Origin of the sequence: Aquimarina spongiae (genome assembly GCF_900141785.1) — a bacterium.
Classification (GTDB): domain Bacteria; phylum Bacteroidota; class Bacteroidia; order Flavobacteriales; family Flavobacteriaceae; genus Aquimarina; species Aquimarina spongiae.
The window spans coordinates 64,745-83,420 of sequence record NZ_FQYP01000004.1; the positions used below are offsets into that span (position 1 = coordinate 64,745).

An 18,676-nucleotide genomic window follows, 5' to 3' on the forward strand; every position below is an offset into this window, starting at 1 on the left:
ACAAATCCCAAGGCACAGACCATTCCTTAATTTTATTTAGCTTTACAAAATGAGTCAAGAAATATTGCTTTCTGTACAAGATCTTTGTGTTTCCTTCTTTTCAAAAAAAGAAGAAAATAAGGTACTTCATAACATTTCGTTCGACATCTATAGCAATGAGATTTTAGGTGTTGTTGGTGAATCCGGAAGTGGAAAATCGGTTGCTTCGCTAGCAATATTAGGACTCTTGCCTCAAAAAATTGCCAGAATATCTCAAGGGAATATTCTTTACAACGGCACTTCTCTATCGTCACTTTCTGAAAAAGCATATCGTAAGATTCGTGGAAACGAGATTGCGATGATCTTTCAGGAACCGATGAGTTCTCTCAATCCCTCTATGAAATGTGGAAAACAAGTGGGAGAGATATTAGCACTTCATACCACACTTTCAAAGAGTGAAATTAAAACCGAAGTACTTTCCCTTTTTGAAAAAGTTAAGTTACCCGATCCCAAAAGAGCCTATACATCTTATCCGCATCAATTGAGTGGTGGGCAAAAACAACGTATTATGATTGCCATGGCAATTGCTTGTAAACCCAAACTTTTGATTGCCGACGAGCCCACAACGGCTTTGGATGTCACTGTACAAAAAGAGATCATCAGCCTATTAAAAGCACTGCAACAAGAATATAAAATGAGTGTGTTATTCATTTCTCATGACCTATCTCTTGTCTCAGAAATCGCAGATCATGTGCTGGTGATGTATCAGGGGCGAATGATTGAATACGGAGAAACTAATGCCATTTTTAATAATCCTCAAGAAGATTACACCAAAGCACTCATCAATGCAAGACCAACGCTAGATGTAAGATTCAAAACATTACCTACCATATCAGACTATTTGAAAGATACCCATGGTGATGATCGAGAAGTGATTACAACGGCGCAACGTGAGCAACAGCATAAGGAGTTATATAGCAAACCCCCATTGCTAGAAGTTGTAAATGTCGAGAAAACGTACTTCTCTAATGTCGGTTGGTTTGGGAAAACTGAATTTAAGGCGGTAAATGATGTGAGTTTTCAATTATTTGAAGGAGAGACTCTGGGGTTGGTTGGAGAATCAGGATGTGGTAAATCGACCTTGGGAAACACCATTCTTAGACTTGATCAAGCCAGCAAGGGGCAGATCTTATATAAAGGGCAAGATTTAACGCAGTTATCTGATACTGAAATCAGATCGCTTCGAAAAGAAATACAGCTTATTTTCCAAGATCCTTTTGCTTCGTTAAATCCACGACTAACCGTGGGTAAGGCGATTATGGAACCTATGAAGGTTCATGGACTGTACGCATCAGATACAGAGCGCAAAGAAAAGGTGATCGAATTATTAGAACGTGTAGGCTTAGAAGCCAGTCATTTTGATCGGTACCCTCACGAATTTAGTGGTGGGCAACGCCAACGTATTGGGATTGCCAGAACTATTGCACTACAGCCTAAGTTGATTATTTGTGATGAATCGGTAAGCGCACTTGATATTTCTGTTCAGGCACAAGTATTAAATCTTCTGAATGAGCTTAAAGAGAAATTCGGATTTACTTATATCTTCATATCACATGATCTAGCAGTGGTAAAATACATGTCTGATCAATTGCTTGTAATGAATGAAGGTAAAATTGAAGAAAGCGGAGATGCAGATCAAATTTATAACCATCCTGAAAAAGCATACACCAAAAAACTAATTCAGGCCATCCCAAAAGGAATGTAATCCTATTCTTTTACTCCAAAAGTTCATTCTAGAGTTATAAAACTTTTCCTAAACTTTGTTAAATCTTTAGTAAAAACTCTTAACTCAGAATTTTGCTTTATATCTATTTTAACATCTTTAATACATATCGGCGAAACCCATAATACAAAGTACACTTATAGCCTAAAAATGAGAAAATCAATTGCATAGATTCGGTCAAAAAAATACTTTAAATTCTATAGAATTTCTTAATTACTGGATATACATTCACTAGCGTATGGCTTTACCTTATTCCTTATAAACAATCAATGTTAAAACTGTTAAAATCCAACTTTTCATTTTATATAAATTGATGCCTAATACAAATTCAATTTATTTTAATTATGAAAAAAAACATGTTATTTGCCTGTTTAGGCACAGTACTATTAATGGCAGTATCGTGCCAGTCTGATGCCGATGAACCTCAGACCACAGAACAATCTATTTTGGAGTCCCAGATAGCTTCTTTAGGTTTTGTTACAGAGGCGATGTACGAAGCCGAATTAGACGGAAAAAAAGGCGTCGTTGTAGAAGGAGATATATTTCTGGACAAAGCTATGATCAGTGATCTACTAAAGGAGCAACAGCCCTCTGATGATTTAGAAAAGCACTATGTAACTCCAAGTCTTTTGCCTAGGGATCGCGCTGTAACAGTAGATGTGTTTCTAGATCCTTCTTTTAGTTCAACAATGCGGGCAGCCTTTAATGAAGCGCTAAATCGCTACAATGAGCTTAATATAAATCTTACATTTAGAAGTGTTTCGAGCGAAGCTGCGTCTGATATTGCAATTTTACTAAGAGATATTCCTAATACTCCACAAGGTAATGTGGTATTAGGGAGAAGTGCTGGTTTCCCAAGAAATGGAAGACCTGCTACTCCTATTACATTAAATTCAAAAGTATTTGGATCAAGAACACCTGCAGATGCTCCAACGGTTATCGCTCATGAAATTGGTCATGCTATTGGATTTAGACATACCGACCTCTTTGATCGCTCTTTCAGTTGTGGTGGAGAACCTGTAAATGAGCAAGATTTTAGCAATCCTGGAGCTCTATTTGTTCCTGGAACACCAAGAGGTCCCGAAAATGGATCATGGATGCTAGCTTGCAGTGATGGAAGTGACAGACCATTTACTGCTGCCGATAGAACAGCATTACGTTTTGTGTACTAAATCTATAAGATATTGTGTAAAGATAAAAGCGGGGGTTACTCCGCTTTTTTATTCTTTATTCTTTGGAAGGCAATTAATAGGCACTAAAAAAACCTGTTAAGCTTAGTAGATTAACAGGTTTAATTCATCGCGACTTGGGGAGGTTGCGATTGATTAACAACAAAAAATCACATCAACAAAAATACTTTTTTCGCTAAATACACACAGTTAGAAAGTAATTCCATAGTTGGTTTAACTGACTTCTGTAAGCGATTTATACGTTTTTTCATAATAGGGACAATATGTGTGGGTTAATACTTTGTTTAATCTTAAAAAATAATGTGTAAAGGGGACACGATTTTCTAAGGGGACACTAATATGCAAAATATTTTCAATAATTACGTTTAAATGCCTAATAAATCGACAAAAAACACAAAATTTTAACATTTAACTTTTAAAAGCTTGTTTTTACAGGTTAAAGCAAAGGTTTAAGACGATAGAAAATCTGAAGAAATTGTAGTATTTTTCTTTCAAAATTGAGTTTGCGAGATGTATATCACTATAACGATGCACTTTTAAAATTATTATTCGTAGTATCTCAATTATTATTCGTAAACCTGTATAAAGAATTAGTCGAGTATCATTTCGGGGATTTCTCCCTCAACGATCAAATTTCCTTCGGTTGCTTTCCGGATATCTTCAATGCTTACTCCCGGAGCTCTTTCCAATAATCTAAAACCTCCGTCTACAACTTCCAAGAGTGCAAGGTTAGTAACGATTTTCTTTACGCAATTCACTCCAGTAAGCGGTAAGCTACAAGCCTTCAGCAATTTGGACTTCCCAGCCTTATTGGTATGCATCATTGCCACAATAATGTTTTCTGCGCTAGCCACCAAGTCCATAGCTCCACCCATTCCTTTAACCATTCTTCCTGGTATTTTCCAATTGGCGATATCTCCGCTTTCTGAAACTTCCATAGCCCCTAGTATGGTAAGGTCCACATGTTGCCCTCTAATCATCCCGAAACTCATAGCAGAATCAAAAAAAGACGCTCCTGGCATCGTTGTTATGGTTTGTTTCCCTGCATTGATAATATCTGCATCTTCTTCTCCTTCAAAAGGAAAAGGGCCCATACCTAATACCCCATTTTCACTTTGGAACTCTACTTCTATTCCCTGAGGAATATAATTAGCCACCAAGGTGGGTATTCCTATCCCAAGGTTTACAAAATACCCATCCTGTAGTTCTTTGGCAATGCGCCTTGCTATTCCGTTTTTATCTAGCATATATTAACTTCTTAATTCAAATTTGGTTGTGGTGTAGTTCTTAAATACGGTTTAATCACTTTATGTCCCTTTGGAAATAAGTTGGGAATTTCTTCTGTAGCCACAGAAGGTACCACTACGCAATCGTCTCCTTGGTTCCAGTTAGCAGGAGTAGCAACTTTGTGATAAGCCGTTAACTGAAGTGAATCGATAACACGTATTAACTCATCAAAGTTTCTTCCTGTAGAAGCTGGATACGTTATGGTTAATTTTATTTTCTTATCAGGACCAATAACAAAAACAGAACGAACCGTAAGTTGGCTATCTGCATTAGGATGAATCATATCATATAACTCTGATACCTTTCTGTCCTCGTCTGCTATAATAGGAAAGTTTACTGTAGTTTCCTGGGTTTCATTAATATCTTTGATCCAACCGTGATGAGATTCTAATCCATCTACACTCAACGCGGCTACTTTTACATTTCTTGCGTTAAATGCATCAGTATATTTTGCCACGGTTCCTAATTCTGTAGTACATACAGGGGTGTAATCTGCAGGGTGCGAAAAAAGTACTCCCCAGCTATCCCCTAGCCAATCATGAAAATTTATTTCTCCTTCTGTAGTTTGCGCTGTAAAGTTTGGTGCTTCGTCTCCTAATCGTAATGCTGACATGATTTATGTGTTTTTAAGGTATTAAAAGTATCTTTTTATGCTTTTTGGCGTACAGTTCGTTGCTCGATTCGCTTTTCATATTTTTCTCCCTGAAAAATACGCTGTACAAATATTCCAGGAATATGAATCTGATTCGGATCCAGGGTACCTGCAGGAACTAGTTCTTCTACTTCGGCAACGGTGATTTTTGCTGCTCCGCACATACAAGGATTAAAATTTCTTGCCGTTCCTTTGAAAATCAGATTTCCAGCTTCATCTCCTTTCCAGGCTTTTACAAAAGCAAAATCTGCCTGAAACGCATGTTCTAACACATACATTTTGCCATTAAATTCTCTTGTTTCTTTTCCTTCGGCTACTTCGGTACCATAACCTGCTGGAGTATAAAAGGCAGGAAAACCACCCTGAGCAGCTCTACAACGCTCTGCAAGGGTTCCTTGAGGAATCAATTCGACATCCAATTCGCCACTCAACATCTGGCGTTCGAACTCGTCATTCTCTCCCACATAAGAGGAGATCATTTTTTTGATTTGTTTCTTCTGAAGTAAAAGCCCTAATCCAAAATCGTCAACTCCGGCATTGTTAGAAATACAAGTTACATCGGTAACGTTTAATTTAACCAGTTCGGCAATTGCATTTTCGGGAATACCGCACAATCCAAATCCACCCAGCATAAAGGTCATTCCGTCTTTTACACCTGATAAAGCTTCGGCAACATTGGGTACCGTTTTACGAATCATATTGTTCAAATTTTAGCGAACTAAAAGTACTAAAAAAATAGTACTAAATCGTTTGAACAATGAGAGTTTTATGAATAATTTAAAGGTCTGAAAAATACGGTTACAGAGAGAATTCGTCGTCGATATTTTCCTCTGGAGTAATGCTCTTTTTAAATTCTTCGCAATCCACTTCGATCGTAAGACCTTCGGGTTTTGGAAATGCATCTTTTGACACATTCAAATCCTTGTCTTCGTAACATTTTCTCATATACAGTGCCCATATTGGCAAAGCCATAGTAGCACCCTGACCAAAGGTTGTAGTTTCGAAGTGTGTAGCACGATCGTCTGCACCTACCCAAACCCCTGTACAAAGATTAGGAACAATCCCCATAAACCAACCATCACTTTGGTTTTGCGTGGTTCCTGTTTTCCCTGCAATTGGGTTATTAAACTCGTATGGATGCCCTGTTACTACATTCTTAATGTCGTATCTCGTAGAAGGTCCCGTTCTAAGTCGAACCCCAGATCCCGATTGGGTTACCCCTTCCATCAAATTGATGGTAACATAAGCAGCTTCTTTACTGATCACATCTCTGGTTTCTGGTACAAATTGATAGAGTACAGTTCCATTTTTATCCTCAATACTAGTAATCATTACAGGCTTGGTATAGATTCCCTGATTGGCAAACGTACTGTAAGCTCCTACCATTTCAGACAATTTTAAATCTACAGATCCTAAACATATAGATGCTACCGGTAGTATTTCTGATTTAACTCCTGTATTTTGAGCAAGACGAACAATAGGGTCTGGACCAATTCTATCCATCAAACGTGCAGAAATGGTATTTACCGACTTTGCTAATGCGTCTTTTAGACTTAGGTAACCACTGTATTCTCCATCACTATTCTTTGGAGTCCAGTCTTTATCTACTACCCCATGAGAATCTACTGGAATAGTAATTTGCGACCTTGGCAAAGTATCACAAGGTGATAGTTTTAATTGATCAATCGCCGTAGCATATACAAAAGGCTTAAACGTTGATCCTACCTGTCGCGCTCCCTGATCTACATGATCGTATTGAAAATGTTTATAGTTGATACCTCCCACCCAGGCTTTTACATGACCTGTTTGCGGTTCCATAGACATCAAACCAGAGCGTAAAAATTTCTTGTAATATAGGATGGAATCTTTGGGAGTCATAATGGTATCTATTTCTCCCTTCCAGCTGAAAATCTTCATCTCCGTCTTTTCCTCAAAAGACTTACGAATTTCCTTATCGCTTTTCCCATTAGCTACCATGGATTTCCATCTGGCAGAACTTTTCATCGCTCTATTGATGATCCCTTGCGTTTCGGCTTTGGTAATATCTCTAAATGGAGTGGTTTTATTCTTTGTTTCTTGCTTATCAAATTCTTTTTGAAGATTTGCCATATGCTCACGAGTAGCTTCTTCGGCATATTTTTGCATTCTAGAATCGATGGTTACATTGATACGTAATCCATCTCTATAAATATTGAAGAATTCTTCCTCTCCTTCTTCGTTCACTCCTTTTGGATTTTTCTTTACCCAATCACCCATCCAACTTCTTACAAATTCTCTAAAATAAGTAGCTGTTCCGTCAGAGTGACCCTCTGGTGCATAATCCAACTTAAGCGGTAATTGTTGTAAGCTATCTTTTTGCGCAGTATTAATATATCCATATTTTGCCATTTGGCTTAATACAACATCCCTTCTATCTTTAACCAATTCTGGTCTTCTTAGTGGATTGAAAAGAGATGAATTTTTTAGCATCCCTACCAAAACTGCCGCCTCTTCGATCTTAAGATCTTTTGGGGTATCACGATTAAAATAAATTCTCGATGCAGAACTAATCCCGATCGCCTGATTTAAGAAATCATATTTGTTGAGATACATGGTCATGATTTCTTCTTTGGTGTATTGTCTTTCTAATCTGGTTGCAATCACCCATTCTTTTGCTTTTTGAGTAATCGCTGCGAATATATTTCTTGATCTTACCCCCACAAACAACTGTCTTGCCAATTGCTGTGTAATCGTACTCGCCCCTCCTTTTTTTCCTAAAAAAGCAAAAGCTCTAATGGTTCCTCGTGCATCAATCCCAGAATGATCATAATATCTGGCATCTTCGGTAGCCACTAATGCATGTACCAAGTTTTCAGAAAGTTCATTATAGCTAACCGGAGTACGATTTTCTTTAAAAAATGTACCGATCTGCGCACCATCAGAAGAGATGATTTGCGTAGCAAGATCGTTTTGCGGATTTTCTAACTCCTCAAAAGTGGGCATTTCTCCAAATGCGCCCCAACTTGCTAATAAGAATAATAATATCACCAAAAGGATCCCGGTTCCAAATGCAATCCAAAACGCCTTAATAAACTTTAACGTACTGGTTCCTGCCTTTTTTTTTGGTGTTCTTTTTCTTGATTTGGGTGTTGCCTTTGCCATTTATTTAAGGTTTTGAGCGTCTTCTATTCTAAATCCAATATCTGTTATTCCTTCTAAAGCGTAAATTCCATTCACTTTTCCATTTTTACGCATTGCGTGCTGTAAGGTAATCTCATACGTCCCATCTTCAATGAACTTTACTTTCTCTTTATACCAAAGTTTATTCTCTTTTACATCCGAAAAACCAGCTCCCAACCATTCTCCATTGGGTGCTGCCATATCATATTCTAAGGTGTCAGTCACTACCTTTCCATTAGGAAATCTCATTTCGCTGATCAAGAACAAATTGCTGTATTTGTAATCGTTAGTATTACGTACATTGATAAACAAATTGTATTCTTTTTCGGGATCGAGTGAAGGTAATGAAAAGTTTATTTTTTCATCCCGTTCCCATGATTCTGCCACCGTTTGGTATTGATCAAAAATTTGTTGATCATCACATGACAACAACAGTAGTATCACACAGATCCAACCTATACCTTTAAGATTTATCATTGTTTTTATTACGTGAACGATGTCTTTTGTTACGTTGGTTCTTTGACTTATTGGTGTTTTTCTTTTCAGGGTTCCCTCCTTTTGATGCATTCGATGTAGCCATTTGTTTTTGCGAAGAAGCATTACCAGAGTTTTTCTTTCTGTTTCGATTTTTCCTCCTTCTTTTGCTTCGTTTTGGCTGATCGAATCTGGTTAAACTATCTTGTCCTACAACGTTTTCAAAATCGGTTTTAGTGTTTTCCATCAATTCTGAAGCGAACTCTTCTAGGCTAGCTACTTTTTCATCGTTGTTATTTGCTGCAATAATTTCACTTGCATCTTCGGCAGATATTTTGTGCCAGTTCATCCATTCTCCTTCATAAGCATACCACAATAGCCCTTTAAAAATATCTATTTTCTGGCATACTGCAGTCCCCTTTTCTGTTTTCAGTTTTGTTTCTAGTTTAGGAAAACTATTTAAAGCTTCGATATAAGCGTCTAACTCATAATTCAAACAGCACTTCAGCTTACCACATTGCCCTGCAAGTTTTTGAGGATTTAATGATAATTGCTGATATCTTGCTGCACTGGTATTTACCGATCTAAAATCGGTAAGCCAGGTAGAACAACACAGTTCTCTACCACAAGATCCCACACCTCCTAGTCGAGCAGCTTCTTGTCTAAAACCAACCTGACGCATTTCGATTCGAGTATTGAATTCGTGAGCAAATTCTTTGATCAATTGTCTAAAATCTACACGTTCTTCTGCAGTGTAATAAAAAGTAGCTTTAGATCCGTCTCCTTGAAATTCGATATCCGAAATTTTCATTTGTAATTCCAGTCGTATTGCAATTTCTCGAGCTCTCACCTTCATCTTTTCTTCGCGATCCCGAGACTTTTGCCAGATATCTATATCTTTCTGAGAAGCTTTACGGTATACTTTTTTGATATCATCCCCTTCTTCTTCTACCTTCTTCTTTTTCATTTGGATACGTACCAATTCTCCGGTTAGGGAAACCATGCCCACATCATGACCGGGAGAAGCTTCGGTAGCGACAATATCACCGATACTTAAGGAAAGATTTTCTGTATTTTTGAAATAGCCTTTTCTGCCGTTTTTGAATCGTATTTCGGCAAAAGGAAATTGTGCTGCTCCATTGGGAAGCGACATATTTGACAACCAGTCAAAAACTGTTAATTTATTACATCCATCGGCACCACAGGTACCGTTATTCTTACATCCTTTCGGTTGTCCGTCTTTTCCGGAAGAACAACTACTACACCCCATATGTTCCTACTATATTGAAATTTGTACATGATGATTTACATCACTACAAATATGGTTCTTACTAAAGCCAGAAAAACACTGGATTTCCGGCATCTCAATCGTTAAAGATACTATGAAAAAAATTATCAACCATAGTATCTTTTGTATTTTAGCATTACTTCTTGTAAATCAGCGCTTCAGAACGACCTTTTTTGAAGATTTGGTTACTATTCCCTTTTCCTCTTCTTAAAGCTTTTTGTTCTTCGTATGGTAAACGATTTACCTCTTTACAAGCATCAGAGCAGCAGTTTTCCATAGCTGCCGCGCAATCCTCACATTGGATAAACAACAAATGACAAGCTTCATTTGCGCAGTTTACATGGGTATCACAAGGTTTACCACATTGATGACAATTGGCAATTACATCCTCTGAAATACGCTCTGCTCGACGGTGATCAAAAACAAAGTTTTTACCCAAAAACTTATTTTCCAATCCTTTTTCTTCAACTTGTCGGGCATATTCGATAATACCACCTTCTAACTGATATACGTTTTTGAATCCTTTATGTTTGTAATAGGCACTTGCTTTTTCGCAACGAATCCCACCCGTACAATACATCACAAGATTTTTATCTTCTTTATGCTCTGTCAGATCTTCTTCGATAATATCCAAAGAATCTCTAAACGTATCCACATCTGGTGTTACGGCTCCTTTAAAATGACCAATTTCACTTTCATAATGGTTACGCATGTCTACCAACACCGTATCAGGATTTTCGATCAACTCATTAAATTGCTGGGCATCTACATGCACTCCTTTGTTGGTAACATCAAAGGTATCATCATTCAAGCCATCGGCTACAATTTTATGCCTTACTTTCACCTTCAATTTCAAGAAAGATTTCGAATCCTGTTCGCGAGCAATATTCAAACGAACATTTTCAAGAAAAGAAATACTATCCAGATGTTCTTTGAAAGTCAAAAAATTAGGAGCTGGTACAGAAAGTTGTCCATTTATCCCTTCTTTGGCTACATAGATACGTCCTAGTACATCGAGTTCGTTCCAATGAATAAAAAGGTGGTTTCTGAAAATTTCTGGATTTCCGATATGTGCATATTGGTAGAAAGAAAGCGTAAGTCGATCCGTACCGGCTTCGTCGATAAGAGCTGCTCTTTCTTTTGCACTTAATTTATTGTACAGTTGCATGCTATACTAATGTTTTAAGTTAAAAAAGATATTTTGCGCAAAAGTACAAATACTCTACGGAATAAAAAATGCTTAGAAACTAATGCAAGATATTTTTCAGGTTAGCCTCGTACTTTAAGTATATTATAGTATAACCCCAATATTTGAAAAGATTGCTTTATTTTTAGTTTACTTTAATTTATACCAAGTTACTAATGTCCATAGAAGTTATACAAACCGTCGTCGAAGTGATGTCTGCTATTTTAATACTAATCGCTTTTGAGTTATTAAACCGAAAACATTTACAAGGCTATTCTTTTATGGCTATTGGCCAGTTATTAGCAGCAGTCGTATGTGTTGTAACTTCACTTTGGTTTTTAGCATTTATGCATCTTGTGAATTGTTTATTGATGGTACGTGGTTATCTTAAATGGAGAACTCATTCTATGTAGATTTATCCGAAATCTTTGTGTTAGTTATAACCTTTACTCCAAAAGGAATGGACATCGTATTTAAGCCCATAGCCATTCTATTTAAATCTGGTTTTTTTTAGTATTCTCAATAGGTTGATTAGACCACCATTAGATCATCACATACTTGTTATTACCTTTTGAAAAATTTTACTCTAGCATTATTCAAACTGCCAAAATGATTATAATAGTTCCGGTTTTTCTCGACATACTTAAACAGATCTACCTTATCATCTTCTATCCCAAAATAAATAAACTTCTGGTAGATTGCATCCAAAGCTTCAAACTCACTCATATTCGCAAACTCTCCATCTACAAATTCGTTGCGAAAATGGCCAGAACCAAAACAACAATCATGTTCCCATAATTCAATTCTTACCGTATTCAACTTAAACTCGGTCCAATCAACTAGAATAAAGTTTTCTGGCCGATAAATCCTCTTATCGTGATCCAAAAATTTTAATTGCACCTTTTTTACCAGTGGATTTTTCTGTTCGTCTTTAAATCCTGAAATAATTGCATAAATGTCTGCCTTTCCTCGTAATCTATTTTCCTTGTCATCAGATAAGCGAATTTCATAAAGCATCATTTTTGTTGGAGATGGTGTAGTTGATAATGGAAATGATGCTGTTGGATACATTTTTTGACTCTCGGTAATAGATATTTCCATTTGTAATTCTTCTAATGCTTCTTTTTCACAGGATATTTGTGCTAGTACCAGTATCCCAATGATAAAAAATAGTTTTTTCATGATAATTGAATTTTAAAGTTAGATATCGGATCTAAAAGTAAATCGACCCAAGAAAGCCTACTTGAACATATGTTTCAATATCATGTACTATTGTTCCCTATTTAACCTATATTTTGTTGATTTTATTTATCGCTGGCAAAAGACAAATACCATTATGAAATAAAAAAAGCCTTGAAGATATCTTCAAGGCTTTTTTTGGCTAATTCGTTATTGATTCTTTCTAATCTTTTAACGATAAAATAATTCAATAACGAAGCTAGCCACCTTCTACTATGCAATTACTAATTTTTGTAATCACATAGCCCGCATGGTTATGTCTTGTGACCTTTTTAAGAAATTTCATCTACTTTAAGTCGTTCTACGGTTTTGTTCTCTTTGCTTTTTAGTTTAGATGCAACATTTCCTGAAGGGTTGCGTAGCGACAAAAAAATTATTAATTGAGTTTCATTTTTTGATACTCTTATCCTCTAATTTTGTTGTTAATAACCATTTGGAAATCTATAGACCAACTACAAAAAGAAATAGTACTTTAGCAGAAAGTTAATTCCAATGTCAAATCCCGATATATTTGAACAACAAATGAGTACAGAGAAAGATGCAAAATTAAAAGCCCTCAAATTAACCTTAGATAAATTAGACAAAGCCTACGGAAAAGGAACTGTAATGAAAATGAGTGACAGTTCTGTTCAGGAAGTAGATGTCATCCCAACCGGATCTCTTGGTTTGGACTTGGCACTAGGTGTTGGAGGGTATCCACGAGGGCGAATTGTAGAGATTTACGGACCGGAATCTTCGGGTAAAACAACGCTTACATTACATGCGATTGCACAAGCACAAAAGGCAGGAGGGATTGCTGCTTTTATTGATGCGGAGCATGCTTTTGATCGTTTTTATGCAGAAAAATTAGGTGTAGATATTGATGATCTTATCATATCACAACCAGATCACGGAGAACAAGCACTAGAAATTGCTGATAACCTGATTCGATCTGGAGCTATTGATATCATCGTTATCGACTCGGTAGCGGCATTAACTCCAAAAAGTGAAATTGAAGGTGAAATGGGAGATTCCAAAATGGGGCTTCATGCACGATTAATGTCTCAGGCACTAAGAAAGTTAACCAGTTCTATCAGCAAAACCAATTGTACCGTGATTTTTATTAATCAGCTTCGTGAAAAAATTGGTGTTATGTTTGGAAATCCTGAAACTACAACCGGAGGTAATGCACTGAAATTTTATGCTTCGGTACGATTAGACATTCGTCGTTCTACGCAGATTAAAGATAGTAACAGTGAAGTAAAAGGAAATAAAACTCGTGTGAAAGTTGTAAAAAACAAGGTAGCACCTCCTTTTAGAACAGCAGAATTTGATATCATGTATGGTGAAGGTATCTCAAAAACAGGAGAGATCATCGATATCGGCGTAGACTATGAAATCGTAAAGAAAAGTGGATCATGGTTTAGCTACGCGGATACTAAACTAGGACAAGGTCGGGATGCTGTAAAGGCATTACTAAATGACAATCCGGAGCTTATGGAAGAACTAGAAGAAAAGATTAAAGAGGCTATAAAGATTATTAAAGAGCAATAAATATTAGTCATCATTATATTAAAATCCTGTCGTGAACGTGATCGCGACAGGATTTTTTTATACCTTAAAGCAACCATATGTGTTTACGTTCATCTATATATTAGATTATATATGTTTATTACTCTAACCCCATAATGTTTATGAAGACGATTAAGATCATTTTGGCTTTTTTTATCATCGCAATGACTTCTGGATGTGGCGTTGATGACAATACTGGCTTTTTTTATGAGCTAGTCCCTATAGAAACTGCTACAGTTCCTGACACCTTTGTCAGAGGAGAAACGTACACCATAAGTGTTACTTTTTTCAGACCTACTTCTTGTCATGCCTTTGCAGGATTTGATTATACCCCCGACAACAATGAACGCACAGTAGCTGTTGTTAATCTAGTGGTAAATCCGGATAATTGTAGAGATCTTGAAGATACCGCCAGTGTAGAAGAATCCTTGGAGTTTTTTGTAGGAAATGAAGAATCTTATGTTTTTAGGTTCTGGCAAGGTAGAGATGACCAAGGAAACAATCAATATCTTACTATAGAAGTACCCGTAGAAAATTAAAAGCAAATCAAAAAGATAGTTAGTGGGGTTGGATCAACTCATAAAAAAATGCAAGAAAAAAAACGCTGCGGCTCAGGAGCAATTATATAGATTGTACAGTAGTAAATTATTCTCTATTTGCTTAAAGTATTCTACAGATTATTCCAGTGCCGAAGATACTTTGCAAGATGCTTTTATAACTATTTTTGATAAAATCACACAATACAAAAGCAAAGGCTCTTTTGAAGGTTGGATGAAACGAGTTACGATCAATACCGCCTTACAGAAGTATAGAAAACAGAAAGTTTTTGATATTGTTAACGAAGAACAAATTGAAGAAGTTGAAGTAGAAATTGAAAATGAAGAGGTATCATTAGATTATCTTTTGAGTATCATCCAGGAACTACCCGACCGATACCGGTTAGTCTTTAATCTTTATGTTTTGGATGGATATGCTCACAAAGAGATTGCCGAAATGCTTAGCATATCTGTAGGTACTTCCAAATCAAATCTGGCAAGAGCCAGAAACATTTTAAAAACAAAAATAGAGACCAATCAAGAACCGTATGTACGGGCAATTGACGATAGATAATGAGCGATAAAAAGAATATAGACCGTTTGTTTCAGGAGAAATTCAAGGATTTTGATGTTACTCCAGATGAATCGGTATGGGAAAAAATAAAAGCCAGAAAAGACGATGATCGCAAACGGGCATTTATACTTCCTCTTTGGTATAAAGTTGGAGGTGTAGCTGCCGTAGCTGCTATTTTGATTGCTATTGGATACTTCTCCTTAACTGAACGTGCTGACACCCATCCTACCCTTGTAAAATCTGAAACCAAAGAGACACCTTCAAGTCCCATAGATTCAACAACAAACTACAGCATCCCAAATACTACCGTAGTTTCTTCGGATGAAGGCAAAGAAAATCTACCTGAACCTAAAACATCGCAAGAAGATGAAACACAAACTTCTTCTTCTAATCCCATAACTACTTCCCAAAAGAGAGAGGCAGTAGATACTAAACTCCCCAAAGAAAATAGATATACAACACCTAAAGGATCGTCCTACTCACAAACTCAAAATGCAATTGTTGAACAAACTTCTGACCAGAAAACAAATACTGCGATTTCAGAAAAAGAAGAAAACTCATTAATTGCTCCACAAGATCCTTCAAAAGCAACCACTGGTTTAGCCGAAAATCAACATACAGATCCTAAAACTACAACCCAGGAATCTAATGCAAAACCATTGGATTCTAACTCTGTTCAGGATTCGAAACGTATTGCAGATAATACCACTATTGATAACAATGAGGGTAGCAATGAGAAATCCATAGATGAAGACGTCAAGACTACTACTGAAGAACCCGTCAAAAAGTCAATTTTTGACGCTATCGCAGAAAATGAAGAAGATATAGAAGCAACTGAAGAATCGGGTAAAAAATGGACTGTAGCTCCTAATGTAGCTCCGGTATATTATAACTCTGTAGGTAATGGTTCGTCTATCGATAGACAATTTGCAGACAATGAAAAGAGTGGTCAGGTGAATTTAAGTTATGGGGTACAAGTAGCCTATGAGATCAATAAGCGATTTAGTATCCGTTCTGGAGTGCATAAAGTAGATTTAAGCTATAATACACTTGATGTAGGGTTTTCTCCCTCTGCAACAGGCCAAAATATTTCAAGCATTGATTATGCCCCTAGTGCACAAGCTATTTTGGTATCAGATATTGGAACTCAAGATGTCCCTGGTTTTAATGCTTCAGAAGTGAATCGTGATGCCATTAATCAACGACAAAATGCTGGTTTATTAAATCAGCGAATTGGATATATCGAAGTGCCTTTGGAAATGAAGTATGCCATTGTGGATAGAAAAGTTGGAGTAAATATGATTGGTGGAGTGAGTACCCTGTTTCTGGAGGACAATGAAATTTCTTTGGAAGCCGGGGATTTTGAAACTGAAATTGGTCAAGCCAATAATCTGAACGAGGTAAGTTTCAGTGGTAATATTGGTATTGGAATTGATTATAAATTATCAGATCAATTTCAGATCAATTTAGAGCCCATTTTTAAATATCAGTTTAATGCTTTTAATGATGCTGGAGACTTCAGGCCATTCTATTTTGGAGTTTACACAGGGATGAGCATAAAATTTTAAATAAGAAATCAAATGATTTAGTTGGTTAGGTAGTTATTGCTTTAAATGGCAATGATGAACAAAGCCGTTTCTATAGGAAGCGGCTTTTGTATTTATATTTTTAAATCTGCTTCCAACTTTTCAAGAATGATGCCTCTTACTTTTTCCTTCAATTCTTTTTTGTCGGATTGAGTCAATCCCTGAGTTGGGATTTCCTTATGAATATACCCTCTCATTTCTCCTGGACTACCACTAAAAAAAGTATACGAAAAACGCTTTTTGTTATCGAAGAACGTCAATGGTAAAATAGGGATTTGATGATCTATTGCCAGTCGAAAAGCTCCATCCTTAAATTCGTCAAGTATAATAGTTTCATCATCGGGAACACCTCCCTCGGGAAAAATACAGATACTGGTTCCGTTATGTAATCTGGCATGAGCTTTATCAAAAACTTCTTTTCTACTTTTTTGACTATTTCGATCCACCAAAATACAAGTACGTTTATAGAAAAAACCGAAAATAGGAATCTTCGCCAGCTCTTTCTTACCAACAAAGACGAATGGATTTTTTACACAGTAGAGCATAAACATGATATCTGTCATCGAACCATGATTAGCCACAAACATGTAACTTTTTTTGCGATTCACCTTGGTTTCTTTGGTAACTTTGGGAATAAATCCACTACCATACAAAACGATTTTTGCCCAAAATCGAGCCACAACAAAAAACTGAGGATACCATTCTTCTCTAGAAGTAAATATCAATAAAATCGGAAACATAATGATGATAGGAACGCCCACAAGTATGTAAAACCAAATACGCCAAAGCAGTATGAGTATGTTTCGAATCAAAGTCATTTCTCAAAAATACATAATTGCTTCGAGCTAGTGTAATACTTTTTGCAGACACCCTTACTTTGATGATAAAAAATATCTCTTTAGCAGATAAAAAAGATCTTCGGTTCGCAAAAAAAATTACCTTTGCCACAAACTAAAAAATACTATGTCTAGAATTCTAACTGGGGTTCAAAGTACCGGAACTCCACATTTAGGAAACTTATTGGGAGCAATACTTCCTGCTATTGAAATGGCAAATCAACCAGAGAATGAATCTTTTCTGTTTATTGCCGATATGCATTCTTTGACACAAATTAAAGATGCCAAAGAACTAAGAACAAACACCTACTCTACTGCTGCCACCTGGTTAGCATGTGGTTTGGACATAGAAAAAACTGTTTTTTACAGGCAAAGTGATATTCCTCAAGCCACTGAACTTGCTTGGTACTTAAATTGTTTCTTTCCTTATCAAAGACTAAAACTGGCACATTCTTTTAAAGACAAAGCAGATCGATTAGATGATGTAAATGCTGGAATTTTTACATACCCTATGCTAATGGCTGCGGACATACTATTGTATGATGCCGAAATAGTTCCCGTAGGAAAGGATCAGGAACAACATTTGGAATTTACTCGAGATGTAGCCAGTAGAGTTCATAATAAGGTGGGAGAAGTATTTGTTTTACCGCAAATACAACTTAAAAAAGACACCATGTATGTTCCTGGTACAGATGGAACCAAAATGAGCAAGTCTAAAGGAAATATTATCAATTTGTTTTTGCCAGACAAAAAGCTTAGAAAACAAATCATGTCTATCGAAACCGATAGTACACCTCTTGAAGATCCCAAAGATCCCGACACCTGTAACGTATTTGGACTGTATAAATTAATTGCTTCTCCCGATCAACAGGAAGAAATGCGGCAAAACTACTTAGGGGGAAATTATGGATATGGTCACGCAAAACAAGCTTTGTTTGAGTTATTGATAGAAAAATTCTCGAAAGAACGCGAACGATACAATTACTACATGGAAAACCTTGACGAAGTAGATCAAGCTTTAGCAAAAGGAGCTCAGAAAGCAGCTGTTATCGCAAATAAGGTTCTTGCCAGAGTACGGGAAAAAGTTGGGTATTAATTTCTTTTAACTCTAAGCGTTGACAATGCGGTGGAAGCTCTGTTCAAAGTAGTTTATGATTTTTTAAAATTCCTTGAGAAACTTACAGGATTTACTTACGAAGAGATCAATATCATTATTTGGTATATAGTTATTCCTTTTACCTGGGTACTTTTACTGGATAAAATTTTAGGCAAACATTACCTAAAAGCTACATTTTTACTGATTTTGGCTTTGTTTCTGATATATATCCCTGATTTTGAGTTATTTGCTTTATGGTT

At 36.5% G+C, this 18,676-nt stretch carries 16 protein-coding genes; 7 read left to right on the forward strand and 9 right to left on the reverse strand.

Going from position 1 to position 18,676, the window contains the following annotated elements:
* The first annotated feature begins 49 nt into the window (after positions 1 to 49).
* Positions 50 to 1,744, forward strand: coding sequence for an ABC transporter ATP-binding protein (locus BUE24_RS10020; RefSeq protein ID WP_073315884.1), 1,695 nt, complete (start codon positions 50 to 52; stop codon positions 1,742 to 1,744).
* A 362-nt stretch (positions 1,745 to 2,106) separates the two neighbouring features.
* Positions 2,107 to 2,934: a M57 family metalloprotease gene (locus tag BUE24_RS10025; protein ID WP_084549482.1), complete on the forward strand. Its 828-nt coding sequence runs from the start codon at positions 2,107 to 2,109 to the stop codon at positions 2,932 to 2,934.
* A 608-nt stretch (positions 2,935 to 3,542) separates the two neighbouring features.
* Here BUE24_RS10025 and BUE24_RS10030 read toward each other — a convergent pair.
* From BUE24_RS10030 to BUE24_RS10065, 8 genes are all read right to left on the reverse strand, one after another.
* Positions 3,543 to 4,199, reverse strand: coding sequence for a CoA transferase subunit B (locus BUE24_RS10030; protein ID WP_073315886.1), 657 nt, complete (start codon positions 4,197 to 4,199; stop codon positions 3,543 to 3,545).
* 11 nt (positions 4,200 to 4,210) lie between these two features.
* On the reverse strand, positions 4,211 to 4,852 hold the full coding sequence (locus BUE24_RS10035; protein WP_073315887.1) for a peroxiredoxin: 642 nt from the start codon (positions 4,850 to 4,852) through the stop codon (positions 4,211 to 4,213).
* A gap of 35 nt (positions 4,853 to 4,887) precedes the next feature.
* Positions 4,888 to 5,589: a CoA transferase subunit A gene (locus tag BUE24_RS10040; protein ID WP_073315888.1), complete on the reverse strand. Its 702-nt coding sequence runs from the start codon at positions 5,587 to 5,589 to the stop codon at positions 4,888 to 4,890.
* A 100-nt stretch (positions 5,590 to 5,689) separates the two neighbouring features.
* Positions 5,690 to 8,032 carry a penicillin-binding protein 1A gene (locus BUE24_RS10045; RefSeq protein WP_073315889.1) on the reverse strand — a complete coding sequence of 781 codons (2,343 nt, stop codon included), beginning with the start codon at positions 8,030 to 8,032 and terminating at the stop codon, positions 5,690 to 5,692.
* Entirely contained in the window at positions 8,033 to 8,527 is a 495-nt protein-coding gene (locus tag BUE24_RS10050) for a gliding motility lipoprotein GldH (RefSeq protein ID WP_073315890.1), read from the reverse strand.
* Positions 8,514 to 9,794 (reverse strand): PSP1 domain-containing protein, encoded by a 1,281-nt coding sequence (locus BUE24_RS10055; protein ID WP_073315891.1) that lies wholly within the window; start codon positions 9,792 to 9,794, stop codon positions 8,514 to 8,516. Before BUE24_RS10055 ends, BUE24_RS10050 begins: the two co-directional genes overlap by 14 nt.
* 154 nt (positions 9,795 to 9,948) lie before the next feature.
* Positions 9,949 to 10,980: an oxygen-dependent tRNA uridine(34) hydroxylase TrhO gene (gene trhO / locus BUE24_RS10060; protein ID WP_073315892.1), complete on the reverse strand. Its 1,032-nt coding sequence runs from the start codon at positions 10,978 to 10,980 to the stop codon at positions 9,949 to 9,951.
* 582 nt (positions 10,981 to 11,562) lie between these two features.
* Entirely contained in the window at positions 11,563 to 12,180 is a 618-nt protein-coding gene (locus BUE24_RS10065; RefSeq protein WP_073315893.1) for a DUF3103 family protein, read from the reverse strand.
* Between the two features lie 579 nt (positions 12,181 to 12,759).
* On the opposite strand from BUE24_RS10065, the gene recA reads away from it, so the two are divergent.
* From recA to BUE24_RS10085, 4 genes are all read left to right on the forward strand, one after another.
* On the forward strand, positions 12,760 to 13,770 hold the full coding sequence (gene recA / locus BUE24_RS10070) for a recombinase RecA (RefSeq protein WP_073316197.1): 1,011 nt from the start codon (positions 12,760 to 12,762) through the stop codon (positions 13,768 to 13,770).
* Between the two features lie 140 nt (positions 13,771 to 13,910).
* Complete coding sequence (locus tag BUE24_RS10075) at positions 13,911 to 14,327, forward strand: hypothetical protein (RefSeq protein WP_073315894.1); 417 nt, start codon at positions 13,911 to 13,913, stop codon at positions 14,325 to 14,327.
* Between the two features lie 22 nt (positions 14,328 to 14,349).
* Positions 14,350 to 14,898, forward strand: a complete 549-nt coding sequence (locus BUE24_RS10080; RefSeq protein WP_073315895.1) for an RNA polymerase sigma factor — start codon at positions 14,350 to 14,352, stop codon at positions 14,896 to 14,898.
* Positions 14,898 to 16,466, forward strand: coding sequence for an outer membrane beta-barrel protein (locus BUE24_RS10085; protein ID WP_073315896.1), 1,569 nt, complete (start codon positions 14,898 to 14,900; stop codon positions 16,464 to 16,466). The genes BUE24_RS10080 and BUE24_RS10085 overlap by 1 nt, the downstream gene beginning before the upstream one ends.
* 92 nt (positions 16,467 to 16,558) lie before the next feature.
* On the opposite strand, the gene BUE24_RS10090 is transcribed toward BUE24_RS10085, so the two are convergent.
* Positions 16,559 to 17,302 carry a lysophospholipid acyltransferase family protein gene (locus tag BUE24_RS10090; RefSeq protein WP_073315897.1) on the reverse strand — a complete coding sequence of 248 codons (744 nt, stop codon included), beginning with the start codon at positions 17,300 to 17,302 and terminating at the stop codon, positions 16,559 to 16,561.
* Positions 17,303 to 17,447: 145 nt separating this feature from the next.
* On the opposite strand from BUE24_RS10090, the gene trpS reads away from it, so the two are divergent.
* Positions 17,448 to 18,416 (forward strand): tryptophan--tRNA ligase, encoded by a 969-nt coding sequence (gene trpS / locus BUE24_RS10095; protein ID WP_073315898.1) that lies wholly within the window; start codon positions 17,448 to 17,450, stop codon positions 18,414 to 18,416.
* Positions 18,417 to 18,676 lie beyond the last annotated feature (260 nt).